Source organism: Candidatus Pelagadaptatus aseana, from assembly GCF_040362265.1.
In the GTDB taxonomy this organism is placed as follows: domain Bacteria; phylum Pseudomonadota; class Gammaproteobacteria; order Pseudomonadales; family Cellvibrionaceae; genus Pelagadaptatus; species Pelagadaptatus aseana.
This window is the reverse complement of sequence record NZ_BAABNJ010000006.1, coordinates 81,756-107,086: the sequence shown is the minus strand read 5'-3', so window position 1 is coordinate 107,086 and position 25,331 is coordinate 81,756. Positions and strand designations below refer to the sequence as shown.

General features: G+C 48.2%; 18 protein-coding genes. 3 read left to right on the top strand and 15 right to left on the bottom strand.

Annotated elements, in window-relative coordinates; genetic code table 11:
• A partial coding sequence (locus tag ACPXV9_RS10655; protein ID WP_423896740.1) for a helix-turn-helix domain-containing protein occupies positions 1 to 207 on the top strand: 207 nt, incomplete at its 5' end.
• 97 nt (positions 208 to 304) lie between these two features.
• Here the strand turns inward: ACPXV9_RS10655 and ACPXV9_RS10650 are convergent.
• Positions 305 to 1,288 (bottom strand): MDR family oxidoreductase, encoded by a 984-nt coding sequence (locus ACPXV9_RS10650; RefSeq protein ID WP_423896738.1) that lies wholly within the window; start codon positions 1,286 to 1,288, stop codon positions 305 to 307.
• A gap of 88 nt (positions 1,289 to 1,376) precedes the next feature.
• Positions 1,377 to 2,024: a TetR family transcriptional regulator C-terminal domain-containing protein gene (locus tag ACPXV9_RS10645; RefSeq protein ID WP_423896737.1), complete on the bottom strand. Its 648-nt coding sequence runs from the start codon at positions 2,022 to 2,024 to the stop codon at positions 1,377 to 1,379.
• 97 nt (positions 2,025 to 2,121) lie between these two features.
• Here ACPXV9_RS10645 and ACPXV9_RS10640 point away from each other — a divergent pair, with 97 nt between their 5' ends.
• Entirely contained in the window at positions 2,122 to 3,393 is a 1,272-nt protein-coding gene (locus ACPXV9_RS10640) for a hypothetical protein (protein WP_423896735.1), read from the top strand.
• 178 nt (positions 3,394 to 3,571) lie between these two features.
• Here ACPXV9_RS10640 and ACPXV9_RS10635 read toward each other — a convergent pair whose 3' ends face one another.
• Both ACPXV9_RS10635 and ACPXV9_RS10630 read right to left on the bottom strand, forming a co-directional pair.
• Positions 3,572 to 3,829: a HigA family addiction module antitoxin gene (locus tag ACPXV9_RS10635; protein WP_423896733.1), complete on the bottom strand. Its 258-nt coding sequence runs from the start codon at positions 3,827 to 3,829 to the stop codon at positions 3,572 to 3,574.
• Positions 3,829 to 3,972: a type II toxin-antitoxin system RelE/ParE family toxin gene (locus ACPXV9_RS10630; protein ID WP_423896730.1), complete on the bottom strand. Its 144-nt coding sequence runs from the start codon at positions 3,970 to 3,972 to the stop codon at positions 3,829 to 3,831. The genes ACPXV9_RS10635 and ACPXV9_RS10630 overlap by 1 nt, the downstream gene beginning before the upstream one ends.
• Positions 3,973 to 4,340: 368 nt before the next feature.
• Between ACPXV9_RS10630 and ACPXV9_RS10625 the strand changes: the two genes are divergently transcribed.
• Positions 4,341 to 4,715, top strand: coding sequence for a WYL domain-containing protein (locus tag ACPXV9_RS10625; RefSeq protein WP_423896729.1), 375 nt, complete (start codon positions 4,341 to 4,343; stop codon positions 4,713 to 4,715).
• A 70-nt stretch (positions 4,716 to 4,785) separates the two neighbouring features.
• On the opposite strand, the gene ACPXV9_RS10620 is transcribed toward ACPXV9_RS10625, so the two are convergent.
• From ACPXV9_RS10620 to ACPXV9_RS10570, 11 genes are all read right to left on the bottom strand, one after another.
• Entirely contained in the window at positions 4,786 to 5,499 is a 714-nt protein-coding gene (locus ACPXV9_RS10620; RefSeq protein ID WP_423896727.1) for a hypothetical protein, read from the bottom strand.
• A gap of 232 nt (positions 5,500 to 5,731) precedes the next feature.
• Positions 5,732 to 6,493, bottom strand: a complete 762-nt coding sequence (gene drmC / locus ACPXV9_RS10615; RefSeq protein ID WP_423896724.1) for a DISARM system phospholipase D-like protein DrmC — start codon at positions 6,491 to 6,493, stop codon at positions 5,732 to 5,734.
• A 1-nt stretch (position 6,494) separates the two neighbouring features.
• Complete coding sequence (drmB, locus tag ACPXV9_RS10610) at positions 6,495 to 8,351, bottom strand: DrmB family protein (protein WP_423896722.1); 1,857 nt, start codon at positions 8,349 to 8,351, stop codon at positions 6,495 to 6,497.
• The gene (drmA, locus tag ACPXV9_RS10605; protein WP_423896719.1) at positions 8,344 to 12,423 is read right to left on the bottom strand and encodes a DISARM system helicase DrmA; all 4,080 of its coding nucleotides are present in this window, start codon (positions 12,421 to 12,423) and stop codon (positions 8,344 to 8,346) included. The genes drmB and drmA overlap by 8 nt, the downstream gene beginning before the upstream one ends.
• A 6-nt stretch (positions 12,424 to 12,429) precedes the next feature.
• The gene (locus ACPXV9_RS10600) at positions 12,430 to 14,571 is read right to left on the bottom strand and encodes a KAP family P-loop NTPase fold protein (protein ID WP_423896716.1); all 2,142 of its coding nucleotides are present in this window, start codon (positions 14,569 to 14,571) and stop codon (positions 12,430 to 12,432) included.
• Positions 14,568 to 18,659 (bottom strand): Eco57I restriction-modification methylase domain-containing protein, encoded by a 4,092-nt coding sequence (locus ACPXV9_RS10595; RefSeq protein WP_423896713.1) that lies wholly within the window; start codon positions 18,657 to 18,659, stop codon positions 14,568 to 14,570. The genes ACPXV9_RS10600 and ACPXV9_RS10595 overlap by 4 nt, the downstream gene beginning before the upstream one ends.
• Before the next feature lie 2 nt (positions 18,660 to 18,661).
• Positions 18,662 to 21,793, bottom strand: a complete 3,132-nt coding sequence (gene drmD, locus ACPXV9_RS10590) for a DISARM system SNF2-like helicase DrmD (protein WP_423896711.1) — start codon at positions 21,791 to 21,793, stop codon at positions 18,662 to 18,664.
• Between the two features lie 54 nt (positions 21,794 to 21,847).
• The gene (locus tag ACPXV9_RS10585; protein WP_423896709.1) at positions 21,848 to 22,885 is read right to left on the bottom strand and encodes a DNA cytosine methyltransferase; all 1,038 of its coding nucleotides are present in this window, start codon (positions 22,883 to 22,885) and stop codon (positions 21,848 to 21,850) included.
• Complete coding sequence (locus tag ACPXV9_RS10580) at positions 22,875 to 23,090, bottom strand: helix-turn-helix domain-containing protein (protein ID WP_423896706.1); 216 nt, start codon at positions 23,088 to 23,090, stop codon at positions 22,875 to 22,877. The genes ACPXV9_RS10585 and ACPXV9_RS10580 overlap by 11 nt, the downstream gene beginning before the upstream one ends.
• A gap of 316 nt (positions 23,091 to 23,406) precedes the next feature.
• Positions 23,407 to 23,979: a hypothetical protein gene (locus tag ACPXV9_RS10575; protein WP_423896705.1), complete on the bottom strand. Its 573-nt coding sequence runs from the start codon at positions 23,977 to 23,979 to the stop codon at positions 23,407 to 23,409.
• Between the two features lie 138 nt (positions 23,980 to 24,117).
• A complete protein-coding gene (locus ACPXV9_RS10570) occupies positions 24,118 to 24,630 on the bottom strand; it encodes a hypothetical protein (RefSeq protein WP_423896703.1) in 513 nt (170 codons plus the stop codon).
• Positions 24,631 to 25,331 lie beyond the last annotated feature (701 nt).

Genomic DNA, 25,331 nt, shown 5'->3' with positions numbered 1-25,331 from the left:
CTGAAATTGGAAACCGGCCATACGGCACTGGAGAACATTCACATCTATCAGATAGACCGAGCAAAAAACTTACTGCTGGGTTCCAATGACTCTGTGGCTACCGTCGCCTACGCACTGGGGTTTGAGTACCCGCAATACTTTTCACGACTGTTCAGGAATAAAGTGGGCATGACGCCGACAGAATACAGGAATCAGGCCAAACATTGACCGAGTTAAAACTCAGAGCCTGATAGCTTGCAGGGTCATTATCGCGGCCCGCTTCTCCTGCGGACCGCGACCAAGACCTCAGGCCTGTTCACTCACTTCAGGCGTTTACATCCACAATAACGCGGCCACGAATTTTCCCTTCCAACAGCAGTCCGGCCTGCTCAATCGCATCACCGAGACCAATCACGGTGTTCACGCTATCAAGCTTGCTCATATCGAACTCTTCAGCCAATGCCGACCACGCGGCCAGTCGCTGCTCTCTCGGGCAGTAGACGCTGTCGATGCCCTTCAAGGTGACACCGCGCAAGATAAACGGCATCACAGTCGCCGGAAGATCCATACCCTGAGCCAGACCGCAAGCCGTGACCACGCCACCGTATTGGGTGGTCGCACAGATATTGGCCAGAGTGTGACTGCCCACGGCATCGACCGCCCCGGCCCAGCGTTCTTTGCCCAGCGGACGACCCGGCTCGCTGAGCTCATTACGATCAATAATCTCCGCCGCACCCAGACCAGATAGGTATTCGGCATCACTGACCCGACCAGTCGAGGCAACAACGCGGTAGCCGCGTTTGGCCAACAGGCTGATCGCCACGCTGCCAACGCCACCGGCCGCACCGGTCACCAGAATATCGCCTTTATCCGGGGTCACACCGCTGTCGGCCAGAGCCAGAACACATAACATGGCGGTATAACCGGCGGTACCGATGCCCATGGCCTGCTGACAGGAAACCGACTCTGGCAAGGGTATCAACCAATCACCGTTGACTCGGGCACGCTGGGCCAAGCCACCCCAATGGGTCTCACCCACGCCCCAGCCGTTCAATATCACCTTGTCGCCGGCCTTGTAACGGGGATCGCTACTGTCTTCCACCCTGCCGGCAAAGTCGATGCCCGGCACCATGGGAAATTGCCTTACCACAGGGCTCTTTCCGGTGATCGCCAGACCGTCCTTGTAATTCAAGGTTGAGTATTCAACCGCCACGGTGACATTGCCTTCCGGCAAATCGGTATCAGCCACCTGCTGCATTGATGACTGATAACCCTGATCGTCTTTGTTGATCATAATCGCGTTAAACATCGCACTCTCCCGCTTTAATAGACCGATCGTCTATTTTTATTGAAAATAAAACCGATCCCATGATCGGTGCAAAAAAATCCTCAGCGGCTCAATTGCTGCCAGTCGGCAGATGCTGAATAAACCGCTGACCAAACAATGCCATCAATGCCGTGTCTCTCTGTAATCTGGCACGCATGACAGCGCCTTCCCAGCCGGTCCAGAAGTAGCTTGCCTCTGCCCGACAGTCACACCCGGCAGCCAGTTCACCGGCCACAACAGCCTGTTCAAGACAGTCGGCCAGACGCGCTTCCCAATCCTGCAATACGTGCTCAACCCGCTCGCGCAACGCCGGGCTGATAATGGACACCTCCTGTCCCAGATTGCCAATCAGGCAGCCCCGCTCATAAGCGTGTCGCTTCATACCGGCAATGGCATCGTCCACAAAGGCAGCCAGTCGCATCAGAGGCGAAAGATCGGTGTTACTGAAATGCCTATCAAGCTTGCGAGCAAAATAGACACCGTAGGCATCCACCACCTCCAGTATGAACGCCTCTTTGCTGGCAAAGTAATGGTAAAACGACCCCTTGGGCACTCGAGCCTGTTTCAGCACCTTGTCGATACCCGTCGCCGCAAAACCTTGCTCCGTCAGAATCACCACCCCTGTCTGGATGATGGCCTGCCGGGTTTCTGCTGGCGACGAAGAGCCCGCCGGAGGCCGGCCGCGACGTCGCTTGGTTGTCGGTGCTGAAGTAGTCATGGGGTCATACTACATTTAATTAGACCGCTCGTCTAATTAAAGCCCAAATTCCTGCTAAACTGCTGCGAATAATTAATAAATCGTTACAAGGAAAGCCATGATCAGGAAGACGTTATTGGGCCTAGTCATACTGACTTGCGCCGTTTGGTTCATATCCAGACCCGCCTCTTACCACCAAATTGGTGAGCAACGAACCATCGGCCCCATACCTGAGGAACTGTTGAAGGCCGACATTGGTGATGTTATCGCGGCTGAGATGGTGACCATTGCCGAAGACGTCCCCGGACACGATGAAGTGCTCCATATTCCCGGAACCAACAAACTGCTGGTGAGCGCCCGGGATGAATGGATTTGGGAAGTCGATACAGCCTCAGGCAAAGCCAGAAAGCTGGTCTATTCCCCGGTCTCCCCCACCGGCGCCAAAATGGTTCCGGGCAGTACCCATCTGGCTTATTTTTGCATGGCGCGACTGGACTACAACCACTACCCACACGGCCCGGGGTTGTATTTACTGGATATATCAAAAGCTAAGTTTGAGCCTGTTGTAACGCGCGTACCCATAACCGGCGAATTAAGAGAAGACGGGCTGGAACTGCCAAACTCTGATGAGCCCAATACGGCCAAAGTCTATCCAGCACCGTTAAACGAGACCGTGCTTACCGCGCTCGATAACCACAACAGTCGCCCCATGCAATTCTGCAACGATCTGGATATCTCCAGTGATGGCAGGCACGTGTATATGTCAGAGCCCTTCAGTCACCCCAAGGCATCATCGGGTTTGGGTGCCCTGCCAGAAGCCATTACTCTGGCGCGCAATGGCAGAATCTGGCGCTATGACACCAAGGCTCAAACCGTAGGACTGGTCGTAGAAAATGCCATTTTTGCCGACGGTGTTTTAATCGAATACGACCCGCAAGGTCGTGAACAAAGTCTGCTGATTACGGAAACGGTCAACTTCCTGATCAGCCGCGCTCATCTGAGCGGCAACCGCGCCGGGCAATACGACACTCTCTGGGATAACCTGCCCGGCCTCCCTGACGGCATGGATCGCGACAGCGAAGGTCGGGTGTGGGTGGGATTTATCAAGGATCGATCGCCATTGATGACCTGGATGCACGCCAACCCATGGATCAAACCGCTGCTGCTACGGATTCCATCCAAGTGGCTGGCAGGCTCCAGCAGTGGCACGGGTTTTATGGTGATGTCGAGAAATGCCAGTGAGATTATTGCCTACAGCCACCACTCCGGAGAGAAAGTGCGGGATTTATCCGTGGTGATTCCGGTTGAGGATAAGCTGTTTCTTTCGAGCTTCTTTGAGCGAAATAAAGGAGTGCACTTTGTACCAATTGGTTCAATCTTAGAGCATTAGATTTCTGTCCAGACACTTGCTGCCCGGGGCGATTAATTGCCCGATAATGAAATGCTGTAGTGGCATGCTCCGACAAGAAGCCGGTTTCTCAGAAGCGCCAATTACAGCCACTCAGAAATTTAAAAAGTAATTCTGGCCTTTAAACGTAATTCAGCTGATATGGCTCAACATGCAATTCCTACTGCTGTTCTCGAACAGCCCACAAATCAAATGCATTTTGCAATCTGAGCCAGTGATCAGCTGAAGGCTTTTTAAATGCCAACTCTAAGCGCATAGCCATTTCAGGAGTAATCGCACCCCTGCCATTGAGGACTTTAGACAAGGTTTTTCGGCTAACACCCAGATGCTCTGCGACATCTGTAATTGTCAGCTCAAGGGGCTCAATTACCAGCTCTTTAAGAATCTCACCTGGGTGAGCGGGGTTATGCATACTCATTAGTGATAATCCTCATAATTAACAATTTCAGGGTCGCGACCATTGAACCGAAAGGTTACTCGCCAATTACCACTTACCCTAACAGACCATATATCTTTACGGTTGCCTGACAGTGAGTGTAACAACAGCCCCAAAATATTCATCAATCTAAAGCCATCTCCATAGGAATATTGTTTCAAAAACGCAGAAGGCGGGCCATTTGGCCCGCCTTCTTTCGCTATTCACACACGTTCCTCAAATCTGACATGTCAGTTTTGAATAAAGTTTGTGAATCGCCCCCTCTGAAGCCCGCATTCCATAAGGGGTAATATTTAATAAAGTTTGTGAAAAAAGCACCATGCCACTTCTAAATCCAGGGGTGTAATTTTAATAAAGATTGTGAAAACACAGAAAATACCATATAGAGTGCAACAACAAACATAAATACACCATATATTGTGCTTACACTTCAAGCAACAACCATCAAAAAAATTGCATGATAATCTCTATCAACAACGCCAACAGAACTTGGTTGACCTACGATCTGGACGCCTTATGCCGCGCCAAGGCTGGAGACACCTACCGCAGCAATATCACGGTAGAGCTGGAAGTTGGCCCCGGCGCCCTGCAAGAAATGTTGTTGTATCCGATTGGCGAGCATCAAACTGTGACCAGTCGCCCCCAGAATAAACACATTGTCGTGGCACAGACCGATGAAAGCCTGGGATTAAGGCGAAGGCTTTTATCACTTGGCAGCTCCGTTACCGTGCTTCAGCCCCAGCCCCTGGCAGCCTATATACAAAAGGAAGCCCGAAAAATTGCCGAGGCATATACTGAAAAACTGGCGGCTATCCCATTGAGCACTTTGGAACAATCAGGACTTCAAGGCATTGGGAACGCATCTTAGCAGATCACTGATTATCAATTTTTATTCGAATAACAAAAACATCAATAACAATTAATTCTATTAGTTATTTTCAAACATGTGATTCATAAAGATTTATATTGTTCTTATCTATAGGGTACGCATTAAAATCTGGATCAATCTGATTATATTTAGTCACACAAAGCAAAAATACATCCAGATCATCAGCTTTGATTGAATTCTTTATACGGAAGTTCATCTGTTGGCCAATAACATTTAGTGGGATATCTTTCATTTCTTTGTATTTTTTAAGATCCAAGATTTGGTTTTTTGGGCAATTCCCATGCTCATCAAGCAAATTTGACTCACTAATTTTATTAACTCTAATCAGAATTGGGGCAGGATAAATATAAAGCATAGAAAAAATATCTCTATATCTCGTATATAAATCATCTGTTACACCCGGAATATTTCTTCGAACAAGTTCTTCCAGAAATTCAATAGAATAAGAGAATATTTCAGATCCAAAGCGTGAATTGCAAGCATATCTAGATGCGGTTGCTATAGATGGAGAAACATACGTATCGCCATGTTGAAAATTAAAACCACCTTCTGTTTTTACCTGATTTACAATTCGTTCATAGCCATCTACCTTCACCATAAAAGATTCTTCTTCGCCTAAAGTTTTCTTAACGATCGGCAACAACTCTTTTGCAAAAGGTAGAATACCCTGATCTTTAACAGGGTTTACTCCAGCGAGCCCACTCTCAATTATGCTTCTTAAGAATAAGGTTGATGTCCCATGATATAAAGGAAATGGCAGCACGCTTTCACCCACTATTAGAAATATTTAAAAAATTACTCGGCTCACCATAAGACAACACATAAGCCGCCTTTCTAGCCCGAGTAACCGCCACATAAACATACTACGCTCTTCAGTCTCCGCTTGATCCAGTCAACTGGGGAGGATCGATGATTTTCAGTTACCCCTATAAAATATACCTCAGGCCAATAATTGAATATTCCAGTCTCTATCCAAGATCTGTCAACACACATACCTAAATGCGGCAAATCACTCTTGTAGTTACCAGAGCCTCCAGGTGTTTATATAAGGTACTTGGAACATCCCCGCCCTGGATAACCACCCCGGCCTCCATATTCTTCTCCATCGCATGACCCGTAAGGTTGGCACTGGAGATGAAACACTTGGCTTGATCAGAAACCGCCACCTTGGCATGAACCTTGGCACCCTCGAAGTCACCGCTCTTATCAGCCCAGTGATATAGAGTAATCCCAGGCAGGAGCTCTCTCAAATTACCAATTGCATCAACAGAAATGTTACCACCATGCTGGTCTGACGACTCTAAAAGCATAGAGACCTCTACGCCCCGCGAAATGGCACTCTTGATTCCAGCGACGATAGAAGGAACTTTGTAAGCTACGAAACTGGTCATAAACAGGCTTGAGCTAGCGGAATCAATAACCTCAAGCAATGCCTGTTCGGTACGGCGTGTGGAGACAATTGGCGTCGTGGGCCCCGTCCAGATTAGCTCGGTCTTCACTTCCTTTTTAGCTTGGTCATAAGCATAGCTTGCACCTTGGATCATTCCGGCAAGTTGCTGTGGTGAAACATCGGTCAACTGCCACTGCCTGACTACCTCATCAAACAGACTTCTAGCAACAGGCGTGCTAAACCAGCTAGTCGGGGCCTTACCAGAAAGCCTTTGATCCAACTCCAAGATCTTTCCAATCACAATTTCAAGCTTTTCGGGAGAAACCTGTGCCGATAAAGCAAACACGGCCTGCTTCAATTGACTCATCTCATATCTCGCCAAAGAATGCCGCGTCGATACGCTCCAGAGTCGGCACTAGCAGAGTACGGTCTAGGTACCGATTACCCCGTTCGCAGGAGGTCTCAGCTACAAAACTACAAGCATGGCAGGCAGCAGCATGTAGTGATTTGTCTTTTCCGGGGTGATGTTCAGAGCACAAAGGATCTGACGAACAAATCTTAGCTCTATTCAGAGCCTGCTCTAATAATCGACCAAAGTTTTCCGGTTTACCAAGATCAACAAGGCCACCCAAAGTGCCATCTGAATCAGCTGCGGCTGTATATATCAGAATGCCCGCCTGGGGATCACCATGCTCAGTGTCGGCGTAAATACGCTCCCGAATACTTGCAGCATTGTAACCACACTCCAAAGCCAGCTCCCGAATCAACAAATGCGCCAGGGTATGAAGCATCGTATATCGAACCCCAGGGAAATCCTCGTCAGGGTCTAGCTTCCTCGAATTTCGCCAGCCTCTGTGGCCCTGAAGTAATTTTTCTTCAATCTCTTTAACTGGTTTGAGATTCTCCCATTTGGATAACTCCTCTTCATCAAACCGGATAAAGATACCTTCCCCATGAACCTGACTGGCAGGCACCCAGTCTGGTACACCTCGGCTGAGACTTGCCATTTCGGGCCCGCCTACCTGTCCAGCCGCGCCCTCTTGTGCTTCCACACGAGTAAATCCGATCAGTGCGTTCACTTCGCGCAATCTCTCAAGTAAGAGTACCTTTGATATCACCTTTTCAAAGCCTTTAGGGGAATCTACAGTTCGACTTAAAAAATGTGGCCAATCTCTCGGCGGATTGGGATCTGTTAATACATCCCACTCTGGGCCTTTTATATCGGCCTCTGATACAGATTCATCTTTACGGCCTGACTTAATTGCCTCAATAACTTCCCATATTTCTTTTGGTTGATATTTACCGATTCCCGGTAACGCGCCTGTCTTTTCCAGAGTCTTTACCGTAATAGACACTTCTAATTCGGAGCCCAATTCCTGAAAATAGTCCCAGCCATCTTGAACTAAGTGCGCGATGGGATCTCGTGACAAAGGGATAGCCAATGCCGATAGCGTTACAGGAAACCATGCATTTGTAGCTCCCAGCAAAACAGCACGGGCCTCTTCTTTACATCCAGTATCAAAGGTATCTAAATGGGGATGCCTACCACGGCAACCTGGCAAATTCTCTTTACCTAATCGGCCAAAAGCGTGGGCCATATTTCTGGACGCCCCACATTGATCACATTTCACCCAAAGATTCTCAGTCTGCAATGATGCACCGCTTTCAAAGAATCGCAGCGTGCCTTTGCAAGTTGAAGGACCGTTATGGACAAAGTAGTGCCAGGGAAAATCATCTAGATGCCCATTTCTACAAGCCAAAAGAAAACGAGCAGGCACAGCATCAGCGTCTTTAGCCGGCTGATCGCCCTTAGAACCGGTACACCCCTTATGTACGAACCTAGTCTGTTCAGGGCGGTAACGGTTCTCCTTAATATCAAACAATCCAATATCGTACTCAGACAAAAGTCCACATTTCACACAGCGCAACCATCGAGGAAATGGCCTTACCGGAACACCAATATTGGCTTCCGCCGACCAAACATCCACCTGCTCGTTCTTTTGAAACGGCGGCATACGCAGCGTTTCCACCTGAGGTCCTAATACTTTTCTCACCGCAGCTAAGAGCCTAGCTTCTTCCAAAGGCGGGCAACGGTCCTTTTCCCATTGATCAATGCCCAAGGTCACTACCGAAAGGCTAGGTAGGTCAATCAAAGATCCAGGGCCATAGGACCAGAGCAACTGACTTGGCCGTACCTCACCTACAGGAGACTTTTCATTATTCATCGCTCGCCCCTCCTTCATCTGTATCGACTGGCTTCGGCTTCCAATCTGGGGCGTCTGGTAATTTTCTAGTATTCATGATCAATCTAACGCCAGGCTCTACCTCACGCATTGACATAGGAACGGTAAAGTCATCCCATGCCTGAATACCTGGTGATTTGATTAGCGCTACCATCGTGTCTTTCTTTGGTCCTCGTTTTTCATAACCTAGGGTTCTACCGGGCTTATCAGCTTGCTTTACCCACTCATCTACACGAGCTTTCATTTCCACTCTGGCTAAGGACTCAATATCCGATCGATCAGTCACACTCCAGGCCCGCTTGGCCATCATTTCTACGGCACTCTCAGCCTCGGGACCGTTTGATTTATCCATTGACGCAGCTCCTGAGTTAGGATTTAGCGCTTCATTATTTAGCCTCATGGCGCTTAACATGGTCCCCGTCAAGCCTCTATCCATCGCACGGGGAGAGAAAGGGGTAACTGATTGAGCTTCTACATGTTTATAAAAAGTCGCGTGATAATGCTCGAAGGTTTCGTAATGAGATAAATCCCTGGGGCGCGCCCAAGTCAAAACCGTACACACCAGGCCTGGAAATTGTCGCCCCACCCGGCTGGTAGCCTGAATATACTCTGCAGTCCCTTTAGGTTGCCCATTAACTGCCATAAGGCCCAACCGATTCACATCAACACCCACTGACAGCATATTTGTTGCCAATACCACATCAATGGCACGAACATCACCTTCTTGCCAATCTGTCACGTACTTACCTTCACCTGCATCAAACCTTGCCTTAAATTGGACTTCCAACTGATCAAGGTTCTTAGGAATATCGCGATTTGAAATACGCGAAGTCAGTTCTTTGATGTTCTGTACACTTCGCTGAGCCAGTCCTGGTCGGTCAACCAAACTCATCTGTACTCTGTAGGAACGGGTCTGTACATCGTCTTCCGCAAGCCGCTTCATGCCTCCTAACTCTCTTAAAGAATTGAAGTAGCCGACTGTGGTTAAATAAGGATCTGCGGCGCTACCAAAGCGCTCGAAAAGTCCCTGAGACGCAGTCAAGAAAGCGGTGTACACACGAATCAACATGGCAGGCCGTGAGCTTCCCGGTGAACAAACACCCAGGTAGCGTCTACCAGGTTTTTCCTCTATCGGACGTTGTACCGAAAAGAAGTTATCCTCGACGTCCAAACCATGGGGAGGAAAAACCGAGACCTTACGCATGAAGACCCCGTTAACCTGCTCAGCAGCTTTACGGACAGTAGCGGTTGAGGCAATGACCTTGGGCCTGACTGCTTTGCCATCCAAACACCAAGACGACAGTTCATCAACCGCCGTCTCATACAACCCCACCATGGTTCCCAATGGCCCACTAATGAGGTGGAATTCATCCTGAATTATCAAATCAGGAGGCCTGATCATTGAGACAGGCTTTACCCTTGTCGCAGGCAAGCCTCTTCCCGCTCGATGATTCCCCTCACATTCAGCATCTGGCCACAACAACCCGTGACGAGGGCACTCCTTATCGACACGCCCAAATAAAGTTCGAACCTGCCCTCGCCAGGCCATCATCGCAAACTTATCAACCGTTGCAATCATCATGGCAGGTGGGCGGCGGTAAATTTCTTCATCCACTACCAGTACAGGAATACCAGGATGAGACAAGGTTGAAGATTTACCACGCGAGAAATCACAATGGCTTTTCTTGTCGCCACAATAGATGATGGTTCTACCAGCGGGTTTATTCACATCAATATCCCGTCCCGGTGCAACCTCACTGCCACACCAAGGGCAGCTGGTTAATTGTGCGGGGGAAGTCGAGCCAGCATCCCATTTGTCTGGATTACGGATATCTTGAATAGCTCTATGGCTATCCTCTGTCGTTCCAGGAGTTACCTTATTACCTACCCATAGACCTATGGTGAAAGGTTCTTTACCCAGTGAATCATCGCCATTGGCCAGAGCCTCACGGCGCAGGACTTCCATAGCACAAATCAAAGCCGTAGCTCGTTGGAACTGCTGCAACGTAAGTAGGCGTAATGTGTAACGCATGACTACGGACAACCCTCGGCTACTATCGTAACCACCCAGATCACCCTGAAGCCGACGAATGAACATGGTAAAAGCTGCTACTCCCAAATAAGCTTCGGTCTTGCCACCACCGGTAGGGAACCAGAGCAAATCAGCATAAGCTTCTATTGGCTGAGTACGGTCATTGTGGGTTGGATCCGCCAATGACGGAATCGACAGCAACATAAACGCCAGCTGGAAGGGGCGCCAAGAGCGGTTTTCCCTTTTCTGGAACTTAGTTAAGGGCTTACTTTCTTTTCTGCGCTGAGAAAGCGCGAACATACTCTGAATGCGTTGGCTTGCCATTGCCAAATTAGCGTTTCGAAACGCCGCTAGCGCATTATCGTCTTCAGCTAATACTTGAACACCTTCTACCAGGCGCTGGTGTATATCATTACACTTATCCAGCGCCTCTTTGGCTTCGCCGTCATAACCAACAACATCACCACCTATGCGCCCAACTTGCTCTTTGATCCATGAGTGATAATCATTCGTCAAAGTCATCAAAGCTGATACCAGCTCATCACGCTCCATCTCCGCCAGGGTCTGCATATCGAGAAAGCCCTTATCAATCATCTCTCGCATAGCAGGACGATCTTTTGCATTCTTACCCGGTGTCTCAGTTACGGGCACTTCATGCTGCGGCATTATGGTTGTGCGAACCTCAACCGCATGGTCAACATTGCTAGTATCTGTCACTGCATGAATAGCAACACCGTGACCCACGGCAAACTCCACCTTCTTACGGTAGATCATTTCCAACGCTTTACGTTCGTGATCGTCTGAGTCAGCCAGCGTTAGAGGTCTGCGTCGAAAAATCGATTTGTTAGGCGCATCATCCGACGCCCTAACACGAATCTCTGGCTGAAAAAGCCAGGCAGTGTCTTTGTTTTCTTCAGGCTCTTCCTGGGCATTTACCAAGAACAATGTGATCAATCGATCGCCATTGGCATTTTTGCCGCGGATAGTACCTTGGATACGAACCTCAGGATGCTCCTTATCAGGAGCCTGATGAGATACTTTGCCTTCCTGTATCGGCAGAGAAATACGCCCCCCACAAGGAATTCGTTTCCATACCTTAGGCTTGACCTCCTGGGGCTCAACGCCCACCACATTGCCTTCGGCGTCTCTAACCTTCTTATTGATAATCTTGGGTGGATGCGCGTGATCATAAAAGCGTTCATAACGCCCCCACAAGCCCTCAACCTCAATGGATTCGACATCACCGCTTACACAGAAGGTAATACCCATACTTGATGGGATTAACGACTGATTGCTGGCCGCATCAATTTCATCAGCGCTGTCGGCTTCTGCTTCGACCTTACCCGTCGTAGAATTGAATTCTGCACCTGGCTCATGACTCAGACGGCTCGGAGCTTTAGTGTCCAGCGCTTGGGGAGCTTCTTCAGGTTCATCAGCCTCTTCATTGGCCATCGGGCCATCCAGCCCTTCAATGCCACCCTCTTTCTTACTGTCTCTCGGAGCGAGCTTGCCCACCAGGTATCGATCACGAACACTCATGTCCAAAATCTCTTCATTCGGGCCGTTAGCAGGCCCCAACAGGTCATCCGTCACTGCCAGCTGTAGCAGATCACGGATGTAGGCCCGATCATCAATACGCGGGACATCCGCAATGGTCTTTCCAGATAGTTTCGGCAAACACGCCAGGAAATCTGGCCACTCTACACGTGAGATACGATTACTAGGTGCTGAGATTGATGTACTAGAAAGAGAAATAGGGGTATCAAATGCCAAATGTTTATCGAAATAGAGAATCGTACAATCCAGAGTCGAGCGAATACGATAGACCCGGCCTACGGCAATTGCTTCGGTATTTGGATTTAGAAGCAATATCCAATCGTCTTCATGGATAGCTTGATACTTGGTTCGCTCTCCAGGTAAAAAAAGAGAAAAGCGATCAAATGGCAAATCGCTCTTCCGGTCCGTTTCTATAGCTAGCCATGCATTGGCTGGCTTTGAACTGCTGTTATCTGTCATTTTCATCTACCATCAATCATCGAAGACACCAGCACCATCCGGATTGGTTCCCGCCCTGATCATTTCAAACTCTATCAAGAATTGTGTAACGGCATCTGCAGCCCATTCAGGCATGGTTTCGTCATCTTGAATTTTATAGAGTCGCTCAGCGCAAGATTCGGTATCAATATAGTGTGCGAGCCAATCAGGGTTCAGGCGTGGCTGACGACGAACTGCATAATCTCCGTAAGTTTGGGATTTTGTATGCTGCAAAAATCCGGATAACAGTCTTAAAAGCCCCTCATCAGCTTCAATGGCTTGATTGCACCATTTGCGCACCGCTGCATCACCGGACCATTGACGCCATGCAGCAAGAATACTCGGTAACTCTGTATGGTGTAATAAGTCAGATTGCTCTGAAGCCCTTCGAATCCCATCAACCCATGCCACCTTAAGAGACTCTACAGCATCCAACTCCAGCAAGGCTGGCTCAGTTAATTTCTCTTCCTTTGAATTCTCTTTATCAAGAGCCGTAATAATGTAACGCTGACAAGCTACCGCTTCTCCGTTAACAACGGCAGCACTCAAAGTCTCGAACCGCTCTTCTGGCTCCAACCGCTTCAATAGGTGATAGACGAGTCGGGAGACACGAGAGATATTGCCGAAATCAAACATTCCTCTGTCATCGGCGGGATTTATCAACTTGTCGCCAACATCCAACATCGCTTCGACAAAAGCAGGTATATGGTCTTGTGGAATATCCGCTTCTACATAATCCATCAAACGCTCAAGAAGCTCCCTTGCTTTGGAAACTCCATCGGCTCTTCGCTGTTCTTTTGCCTTTATAAGGTGAGCTTTGAAGACATCTGGCTCCTCCACAGACTTCATGAATTCGACCATTTCATGCCGGCTCACCGATCCAGAGGGCAGTGACAATCGAAAGTAGACCGGGAACAGATCTGGATGACACACTCTAAGGTCCTTACGCCACTCCCTGAGCCAATCTGGACCGTAACCCATGCTTCCAACTTTCGGGAATAGACGCTCCATGAGCCCTTGGGCAATGGGCCTCTGCTTTTCCGGAATCTCACTTACCCAACTATTATGATAATCTTCTTCTGATTGGAGCTCCGCTTGAGAACGGTTATCGCTACTATGGCCGGCAAATCTATCTGGATTGGCACGTAGCACACTGTATAGGCTGGGAATAAATACTCGCAGAGCTTCCAACGCAATAAAATCTACTGGATTGACTTCTCCCTTCACTGCTGGGTATGTGACTGCCAAGGTATTGGAAAACCGAACGATATCGCGTGGAACCTGGATCAAGGAATCAATACCGTCGTAAAACACATTAACCCAATAAGATTGATCGAAAAGACCATCTGGTGTGTCGGCCAGAATTTCATCCAGTCGTCTGAATAGAGCAGCATGCAAAGCCACACGATCGACTGGTGGCAACTCGAAGGGAACCTGGATAATCTTTTCTAGATAACGCTCTCCAGGTAACCCACTTTGGTGTTTGATAGCTTCCGACGCTACTTCTCTATCGAAGGCAAGCAGATAGATAACATTTGGAAAATCAGCCAGTGCTTTTATTACCGTAAACAGTTGGCGGGTTTCTTCCGGGGTAAGACGATCAATGTCATCGACTACGATCAAAATCCGCTTCCCTGCCTCGTCGAGTATCTTGCAAATCTCTGATTTAAGCGCGGGCACGTCTTTCGGCTTTTTTTTGCCGAGCATTCCGATCAACTTTCCGACTTTACCGCCAGCCCCACCGGTCATACCAGAAAGATCAATCAGGCCACCAACACTCTCTGCAAAATCCCCAAGAAGGCCACCTAGTTTCTTAAACTTGTCGCTCTTGGCAGGAAGCACCGCCTGCAGCTGTCCAAGGAATGCTTGAGCCAGGTTCTCCTGACCCGAGAACCACCATGGATTAAACATTACGACAACAGGCTGTTCTTCTGTCGGACGCTGCTCCAAATAATGACGAACATAGCTAAGGACTGTGGATTTCCCGGAACCCCAGGGGCCATAAAGCGCCAGCACCAGACCCTCCTTGCCGGAATAGCGGCAAACGCTATCAGCGAGGCTACTTGCGAAAGGCGCGTGGCCGAAAAGGTCTTCCTTAGGGTCTGAACTGGGGCGATCGGCAGAAAGCGTATTCACTCGTCCTCCTGCCCAAAAATATTCATCTGTGGGCTGGGTTCTGCGACCTGAAGAACTTCACACCGATTCGGTTTAGGTAGTTCATAAACCTTAGTTTTCACCTTGTTGCCAGCACCTGGTTTATTGTCTTCTGCTTGCCTTAGCGCTTGTGACTTGTTGAGGACTAATAGCCTCCCTAGCAGCTGGTTAGAGATATCGTCCGGCCAGCCATATCTATATTTCTCATTTTCGGCCATTCCGGGAATTTCAGTAATGTCATAAGTCAGCTCAAATTCATTCCAACCGTATGCTTGCAAGACACCTTGATCAATCACTTTTGTTAATGAGCGTAGCTTTTCAATCAAGTCGCCCTGAATATCAGGGGAATGATAACTATTCATTAAGTCGGTTATACCCTTATCATTATTATTGCACCATTCGATGGCTAGTCTCTCCCAGGAACTTGCTGCTTCAACCGCCTCTTTTTCAACAAACCTATCTGGTAAAGGGAATGTTTCCACTGACTTAGAAAGCGATATGGTTAAAGTTGATCGTATACCACCGCCATATTTTTCAATCCACTTCTGAAAAAAGTTACTTAAACATATGGATAGCGTGTCAGGCCGATCAATTGACATCAAAACAACTTTGTTGGTGTAAATCCAACTTGAAGGGGCAAGAATTCCTAATGGATATTTAGTATTTTTCGAAAAAACAATACATTTATCATGAATTCGCAAGCGCTTGTACTGCGAAGCTCTATGATTCCAAAACTGCCACCATCGATCAATTAGCCCCTTATAGCTTTCCAATTCAACTTCATTTCTATTTGACTTCACTACAACATTTAAAAAATCATAAGCGACAGGCCACTTCGCCTCTATTTCTTTGAGATTCATATCCAGAATGTCAAGTGCATATCTTTTTTTCTTAATCAATGCATGGCCAGTTATATCTTCTCCTGAAAAATATGGCCTTAATAAACTGTCCTTTTCACTCAAGAGCTTGCCAAACCAACCATCTTTCTCTTCAAGTAAGAATGACTGGCCTTTGCCATTATGAATACCCTCAAATCCCCAAAATCCAGCAGTTAGTTTTTGTGGCTCCCATTCCTCTCCGTACTCAGCAGTAAGCCGTGGAGATATTCTTTCACAAACTACCCCATCTACTATTCTTGGCGAATTGTACTCTCCCTTTCGCATAACTACCTTCGATGCATGTACGCCGGCATCCCCAGGCCAATTTACCATTTTCTCAGCAGAATAGATCACGCCATATTTTGATATATAACCCAATCCGACTGGAATCGCATCACCTCGTGTGATACCAGCTGTTGCGAGCAAACCATAACCACCGTTTTCCCTAATTAGCTCTAAAGAGCGTCGATGAAATACCAGTGACAAATCAATTTTACCCGGCTTGCTATTCAGAACCATTTTGGCTTGCTGTTGCATTTTTGGGCCAAAGGTGGATTTCCAGCTCTTATTACCAAGAAAAGGAGGGTTTCCAACAAGGGCATCAAAACCCGAGTTAACGCGAGTAAATACTTCAGGAAACTCTAGTGACCAATGAAAAGCCTTTCTCTGAGGTTTTCCTTTGGGCAAATCCTGCTTCATCAATACATTTACTTTCTCTTCCAATTTTCTCCTAGCTTCGTCATCTCCCTCGAACGCCTGCCCAGCTTCAATGGAGATCATGGTGACGTCGACCTTCTTGTTTCCGGCATTTAACGTTTCTCCCACCAAGACATCTGCAACCAATTCTGTCAAATCCAACTTCTCTCTGGCTTGTTGATCCAGATGCGCCATCACTTCGACATCGCGAATGTCTAATATCGGACGCTGGCGCAGCTCCATCCGCAGCTCAATAGCTTCCTTCAGCGCTTTATCGATTTTTTGCGCAAACAGCTTTTTCTCGCTGCCTTTACCCACATTCATGTCAAGATAGTGCAGCTGATCCAGGTTAGTGATCCCCAGTATACTATCGCCATCGCGCAGATTATGGTCCAGGAATCCAAAGGGACGACCTTTGGCTAGTGTCACCAACCAAATGGAAAGTTTTGCCAGCTCAACGGCCAGCGGATTGACATCAACACCATAGAGACAGCGCTCGCTGATTAAGCGGCGCGCTGTAACGGAGCGTTCTTCGGCATCAGTAGTAAGAGGTTCGTGCGAACTAATCTGTTCAACAACCACACCGTCGGCTGTGATCGACTTGCCTTGGGCCTCAGCCAGGGCCCAGGCCTCCAGCAAGCGTTCCGCCAACCAGCGACAGACCTGCACCAAGAAGGCTCCCGAACCCATGGCGAGATCGCAGACCTTAAGATCCAATAGCTCTGAAGGGGATTTTAACTGCCAATCTTGCCGCTCATGGCCTTCGGCTGGACCAACATAGACAACCGGCTCCAGTGTTTCCTTGACGATAGATTCGGTCAACGACTTGGGCGTGTAGTGAGTACCCGTTTCACGGCGGTCACTACCCGTTGCAACCATAAAGGCTCCTTTCGGGTAAATCAGCGGATAGCCCCATGGATCAATGCGCAGGAAGTTGAAATAAGGTGCCAATCGATCGCGCAACTCTTGGTCGCCATGGCAGGCCGTCAGTAGCTTGTTTTGATCCGCATCAGTGATTGCTTTTTGAAAGCGAGATTTGATTGCTTTACTGCCAGTCCGCTCGGCAAGCAGCTTTTCGACAGCCTTGTCACCACTTAAGCGAGCATCTTCCAGCTCACCCCAGGTTACCCATGGCTGTTTTACTTTCTTACCTGCTTTTAATTCCAGTGTGACATCGCTAGCCCGCACCACCGTTCGCTCTAACAGGCCTTCGTAGACATATCCAATCTGCTCTACATCAAGTGCCCTATACGACAAGGTCCTTCCCTTGAAGAGCTGGATAGCCTCCAACAGTAACATAACTGTGCGGTTGTCGATTGGCAGGGGTTGAGCTTGGTCTTGTCGCCAATTTGTTCCTTTGGCACGCCCTTCCAGAAAAGGGAAGCGATCCGGGTCGAACAATGAACCGCCCAATGCAGGCATACGTAGCTTTTCGTGCTCCACACCACCATAGACGGCCCGAAAAATGGCAAGAAGTCGAGACCAGGCATCGCGACGTTGAGCCAATATCTCTTCAGAATGAAGGTCTGCCTGTTCACTTAGCTGCATACGCAGGGTAGAAACGGCGTAATAGGACTCGTATCGTTCATCCCCCAGCAGGAGTAAATCACGCTCTTCAGCACTCAACAGGAACACTAAGCGCATCATTACCGTCAAACTGGCCTCGTAAAGCTCCTCTGGCTCAACTTCGCGCAGCAGCTCACGACCTCGATCTTGATCTGCTTTGTCTAAGGCTTGCACAAGGACCTCGACAGCACGCCTTACCTGCTCTCCTAAGGCATCGGTGACTTCATCCTGGTGCTTGAGCGATTCGTCCAGCAGCGCAGGCAGCTGCTGGCTTGAATCCAGAAAAAACCTGCGGATACCCAGTAAATTGAGGAAAGCTTGGAGAGTTATAGGCTCTTGGCCCCACAAGCGCGAATACCAACTGGCATAGGTGGTGATTCCACCTTCTGGCGCATCAATGAGCATCCAGCGCTCACCGTTAGTCAGCAAACCCAAACGTACTTTTGAATTCCGGCATAGCCAGACCATCCGATCCACCGGGCTGGCAGCCCAAGCATCTTTCTTGCTTACTGCCTCAAGGTCGGTACCAGCTGAAAAAGTCTGAATCAGAAGACTTGGCAATTTATCCTCGGCGGTCACCACCGCATAGTCCGGTTCAATACTGACACCGTGCTCTGGCACCTTGATCTTAACATCAGCTGTCAGTTGGCTGGCCGGTTTCAGCACATCTCCATCATCATTTTCATCCAGCTCCAAGCCCTGTTTGAGTACCAGCTCAATCCACGCTTGATGCAACTCAGGAAATTGAGGGTCGTCGATATCTTGCGCTTCCCGCCACTCATCGTAGGCCTGACGCAATAACTTCTTTTTGTAAGGCTCAAGCTCATCCAACCCCTGAGGGAAATGTGTTTCTAGAACGGGCTCTGCCAGAAAAGGGCCCGAAACCTCAATTAATGACAACCATTCGCCGTGGGATTTTTTCTCAAACATGACTACTGCTCCTGCTTCACGCTTTCGACGAGTGACTCTGGTACCAACAGGACTACGGCGACAGGAAAGGTGTGCTCTGATGGTTCAGCAAAGCGCTTGGCAATGGTTTCGACTTCGCTCTCTCGTTCTTGGGGTATACGAGCCAACCTAGCTTCTAGCGCCTGTGTATCCCGTTTCAGCTGTGTACGCTCCACCTCGGTTAGCTCTTCAAACGTGAATCCCAGCTGTTCGGGCTGCTTCTCGTCCGTCAATTCCTTCCTTATCGTTCGTTCTAATTCATCAAGCACATCATTGATGTCCTTATTTTCTTTTTCCTGCTGAATACGCAAGGTATTCGCCAAAGTTTTAAGACGATCACTGGCTCTGCTGGACACCGCAGCCTGAATGGAACTCACATATCTATCAAATCGAGTTTGCAATGCGGCAGAGGTTGCCTCGCTAACCTCACAAGGGGATGACTCATCCAACCAACGGCGAACCTCACCTACACGGCTTTCCCGCTTAAAGTTGTTGTCAGCCAAATATCCACCCGACTCAATCAACTCTTCGTGTAGCCGATGATGGTTTCCACCGGTAATCACCAGTCGAGAAAGAACCACCACAGCTGGCACTTCTAATTGCTCATCCGGTAATGTCTTTACGGCTACCCGATGAAGCTTTTTAACGTCGCCTTGTGCCCAGACCTCAGCTCGCAACAAACGCAGACACATTTGTACTAAACGATGGTTCATGTGAACCAGCACAACGTCATCACGGCCCTTGGCAACCTGATGATCGAACGTAATGGGGCGTATTTGATGGGTATGTGGGTGCTCCAACCCTTCAGCACAGCGTGCCCAGGAACCGGCAAGTGACGGCATCTCGAATACAGTTCCAGAAGGAGCCCCAGGAAGGTCTATAGCCTTCAGTGCGGGTTTATCTGCCAAGCGTAAGCCGGTATCGACAGCGGTCTGGATACGATCAGGGGTGAGATGGAAATCGTCTTGTGTTTCGATCAGGCGGCTGTGCAGTTTCTCGATACGCTCTTTTAACCGCGCATCAGCACGCATATAGCGCTTGGCCGATGCCATCTTTCTCTCTGCGGCAGCCGTCTCAAGGTCTTTTCTTGAGCCCTCTAGTACTTGAGAGATCTGTGGTTCAATCAGGGCATTTACACTCCCCAGATCTTGCCGCATGGAATCAATCTTCCGGAGGGCTCGCAGAATATCCTCGGCATGACCACCGATGGCTCCCTTGGAGGTATCGGCATCTACTGGATGCCAAATAAAAACCTCTTTCTCTCTTTGGCCGTGACGATCAATACGACCGTTACGCTGCTCCATGACATTGGGGTTATATGGGATCTCAAGATGAATCAGATAGTTACAGTAATTCTGTAAGTCGATACCTTCTGAAGCCGCATCTGTTGCCAGCAAGATTCGAACATCGGATTGGTCGGGGTGCGTCTGAAACGATGCTTTGATGATCTCTCTGTCCTGATGATCCACACCACCATGCAATATAGAGAGGCGCTCCCCACCATAGCCGTGACCCGCCAGTATCTTGTGAAGCCAATCCAGGGTCGTTCTGTATTCAGTAAAGAGAATGACGCGCTTGTTGTTCCATTGAGCACCGTCTTTAAGGTGAGACTCCAACCAATCAAGTAACGCCTGTGCCTTACTGTCAAGCTGATTCATTGTTGCCTGCGCCCACTCCCGCATAGGTACCAAGAGCTCGCGCTGCGCTTCGGTTAACGGGGGAACACGACGACTAGCCTCTTCTACGGCCTCTGTTTGTGCAGACTCATAGCTTTGATCGTCAGCATAATCTTCTTGTGACTTGGCGATCACCTTACGAAGGATTCGTTCGCCAATGGCATCTTTCTTTTGCTGCTGCGGGGCTGCATGAATACTATTGACGTGCTTTTCTAACGTCGAAGCAAAAGCCGCAGGTGATGAGAATAACCGCTTTTTAAGCAAGTTATTGATGAATTTGGTGCCAAACTGCGCTTGCCCACCCTGTGCCGAATTTAGCCTTGACTCACCATAAGCCTCCAGCAACCGGTGAATCTCTCGCTCGCCCTCTGTGTAATCAATACCAAGCGCCTGAAGACTGCGCTTGGGATAAAGCGGATTACCTTCGTTATCGACCAGATCAGTCTTCAATCGACGAACCATGACCTGCGCCAGCTGAGCCTCTTCAGGCAGAACGTTTCGTGCAAAACGCTGATCATCCAACAACTCAAGAAGCGAAGTAAACGACTCGGTGTAGCCATTGTGGGGGGTAGCGGTCAGAAACAACCGGTGCTGGAAGTGAGGAGAGAGGGTGCGAATCAATTTAGTGCGCTGACTCTCTACAGCGTACTTTCCAGAGCCAGAGGGGGCGATGTTGTGTGCTTCGTCAACGACCAGAATGTCAAACTTACGGGGGAATGTAGGTTGTACTGGAAGGATATCGCGCAAGAGTCGCATTGCTTCGCCCCCCTTCATCCAGTCCATCGAACAAATAAGGCGCGGGAAGGATGTCCAAGGGTTGGCATGAATGCCTCGATCACGGCGCAGCTTTTTAACGTATTCGGTGTCGACGACCTTAAACTCTAGCCCGAACTTTTCGAGCATCTCAATTCGCCATTTCTCCTGCAGAGAGGCTGGGCAAACGACCATGACGCTGCGAGCCCTGTGGCGCAATAACAACTCCTGGATGACCAACCCAGCCTCAATGGTCTTACCCAAACCAACATCGTCGGCAATCAAGAGGTTGGCACGAGCCAGATCAATCGCCCTTACCAAAGGATCAAGCTGAAAGTCTTCAATACTGACGCCACTCCTGAATGGTGCTTGCAGAAAGCCTCTATCAGCATTGGTCGCAGCGCCCCAGCGAACAGCATCTAGGAATGCTTCAAGGCGCTCCGAGTCGTCATAACCGGTAATAGATGGAAGTCCCTTTCGCTCAATGACATGAGCGCCAGGCTCTATTTCCCAAACCACCTCAAGTTCTTCACCCAAGCCATCCTCATCAATGGAGGAAAGCTTGACGTAATGCTGCTTTTGAGTGCCCGCAACATCACTCATCCCTTGTATATCAGAAACAAGCCATTGCCTGCGCCGAACTTCTACCAACTGCCCCGGTTCTGGTATAGCTACTACAGCACCCATCCAATTACTCCATTCTGTATCGTGCTATTAAATAAATTTACCCAAAGCCTTTGATCAGATTACTTGCCTTAGCAGACTCCTGCCGATAATGGTCCCCAAGCGAACTGGAACCGCATTACCAATCATCTTACCGATGGGCGTCATCTCAACCTTGGAGCCTTTAGGTACAAATTGGTATTTCCGAGGGAATGTCTGGAAAAGTGCGGCCTCACGTAACGAAATCGCCCTGTCTTGCTCTGGATGGCCAAAACGACCATTTCCATAGCCATAGCACTGAGTGGTCATAGTTGGACTGGGCTGATCCCAGGACATCCGAGCATAAACACCGCTATATGAACGGCCTGAGGACTTCCTATGGCATGCTGCTCTAAGCTCTTCAGGCCACGACCACCATGAACCGCCTGGCTCTGAGGCCCTGATCCGCTGGAGGTTTAGAGGGCTTAATGCTGAAGATTTGTGCAAAGGATCCAAGGGATCTGACTCTCCCGCTGCGATAGCAGGCAGTGAGAAAATAGTGTCGGCTACAGTTTTATATGCACTTTGCTTGTGCGTAGGCTTAACGATCTCAACTGGACCTAATTTTGAGGCAAGCAGTACGTGGCGAGTGCGGCTCTGGGGAATGCCATAATCCGGACAGTAAACAGCATCAGCCCAAACGTGGTAACCCATGCCTTCCAACTCAAGTACAAAGTCATGATAGACCTCATGCTTGATAACATCTGGAACATTCTCCATGGTGACCAATTCAGGCTTCACCTGCCTGATTAAGCGCGCAAACTCATAAAGCAGCGGCCACTTTTTATCATTTCGGACATCTCGGCCCTGGGAGTACGTAGAGAACGGCTGGCAGGGCGCGCACCCAGCCAAGAGTTTGATATGCCCCTTAGGGTATAGCCCTTTAAGCTCTTCCGCAGTCAACGTAGATACGTCTTGATGAAGGAATTTAGCGCCCTTGTTATTCTTCTCGTAGGCAAATTTACAAGACTTTTCTATATCAAAGCCTGCAACCACGTTGATTTTTGACTTAATTAGGCCGTGTGTAAGGCCACCAGCCCCACAGAAAAGATCGACCGCAGATATCTCACGCCCCATGTTCTTCATCCCAAACTTCTAATAGCTCCCCAATTTCAACATCAAGATACTTACATAGCTTCTCAAGCACCTCGAATTCCACCCTTACAGATGTCTCCTGATAGAGCCTTGTAATAGTCCCCCGATTAATACCAGTCCCTCGAGCAACATCGGAAATCTTGAGTTTCCTTACCCCCATCAACTGGGACAAATGACATTTGATCATCTTTAACCTGACTGCGAATACAAACTATTTTGTAACATTATAATTATCTACAGGAGATCATTATAACTTTCAAAGGAAAAACATAACCAGAAATATCTGCCCCTATCGCATTAAATACAGGCACACCTGAGTCTCAGAAATCCTGCCACAGCATAGTCAACACGAAGGCATTCTAAATAATTCAGGTAACCCCAAAGAGTTTTTTGCATCAAGCAAGTAGCCGTAAGGGATTTGCTAAGCAATCAGTGGTTTATATTTTTTGGGAGGAGGGCAAATCAACGGGAACATTGAGCGAGAGTGAATTCTCTCCTGCATTTTATATGCCAACGTCCTCCAAACCCTTAATTTGATTTAACCGATTAACAGTAGCTATATGAACTCCGGCCCGAATCATTAGTGGCCTGGGCCGCCACTGAGCGGCGAGGCTTTCAAATTTTTCAGATGACGGAACGGCTACGGCTAGCACATCTGAACTGGATGCTTCTTTAACTGTAAGGAGCTGCCCAAGCGCTTCTCGAACAAGAGTATATTCCTGCGAAGACTTTGACCGAACTAACGACCCTTTTTTGGACTCAGCCCTTAAAGTTCGACCATTTTTTAGATCAGCAACCACATCTCCTCTGCCAGGGGATGAATGCACCAACAGGTCGTAGCTGTAATCCTTATGCCGATACATCCCTCGCCATTCTTTATCTTGCTTTACAAGACTCCACCCCATATCCCGCATGAAACTCTCAATTGGAAAGTGAACTGTGGTACCGGTGCGAATTTGTGCCCCATCAATAGCAACCTCCACCGTGGATACAACAAGGTCGCGCTCAAACAACCCAAAAGCAAGGCGAAGACTTACCTCTGCTTCTGGCATTTTGTTCTGAGGTAAGTCAGTCATTTTCTTCTAAGCCTTTCCCACTTGCCGTGTACTTTTGATCCTAAAACAGATCCTTCTATCCTCCGCGGAAAAGAACATTTCTTATGCCGATGCACCATATACGCTAAATAAATCAGAGGGGGCGGAATGAATCCCAGCTTAAATGTTTTCTGGTCTAATGGAATACCCATATTTTTCTGCCTGATCAATGAAGTTACTGATATTGCCTTCACCCCATTCAGTACTTACTGCAATTGTGGTGTCGGATAACTCAATAATCTCGCCATCTTTTATGAAATGCCTCTTATGGTTTTTATTTTCATATTTATCTACCACAACCTGAAGTTCATTAAATACTCCAATTGAGCCCTGTAAGCTTTTGGGGAACGCCGAAAGAAGCTCAATTTCTGTAATTTCTGGGTTATCCAAGACATATTGCTTTATCACAGCCAGTACCAGCCTGCCTTTACCATAGGTGTGGCTGTTGAAATTGTATTTTGTTGTATCTCGCCCGCTTTTTAGTGGCTCTTTACCTTTTTTGGCTGAATTATCTGGTAGCCCCTCATAATGGTTGAGCAACCTCTCAATTACATTTGCAGGTGTATCGAAGCCCTGCGCATGCTTTTCAAGGCGAGAATAGATTTCATGGGGAATTCGCACTACATGACTCATGACAAAAAATCCTTACATTATTTACATGTAACATTGTATCACAACACAAAATGCCTTGCAGTATTTTATTGAGCCCCTACAGCTTTCAACGACTATACCCCCCACCTTTGGACTAAAAGGGTACAAGCGACCCAGACCAATGGGCCGAACACCTCAAGGGTATCTTAAAAAGCCAAAAGGATGAGTTACTTCTTGTAGGAACCAGCATGGGCGGTTATGTACCCCTTGTGGCATTCCAGCAGATTTCAATCAAAGGGCTGCTTCTACTCGCTTCAGGCCTGTATATCCCTGGTTACCGAAAGCAGGTGTATCAATCGAAAACGATGATAGAAATTGTTCATGGCTGGAGTGATGACGCCATTCTAGTAGAGAGTTCGATAAAGTTATCTCAAAGCTGTGATTGCAGACTTCACTTGATCTCTGGTGATCATTGATTGAATTCGTCCATTCACGAAGCAGAGGCACTATTCAACAATTTGCTGAATAAAATTGAGTGTAAACCCTAAATCAATCGAAAAACCAGAACACTGTAGTTCCACCACTTTCCATAAACCTGATCAAAAGTGAGCCCTAAGAGCCCACCCTGATCAAAATACAGAAAAAACCGATCGATAACTTGAATGATCGTTATCAGCTATAGAATTCACAAACTTTATTAAATTCACAAACTTTATCAAAACGCTCACAAACTTTATTCAAAT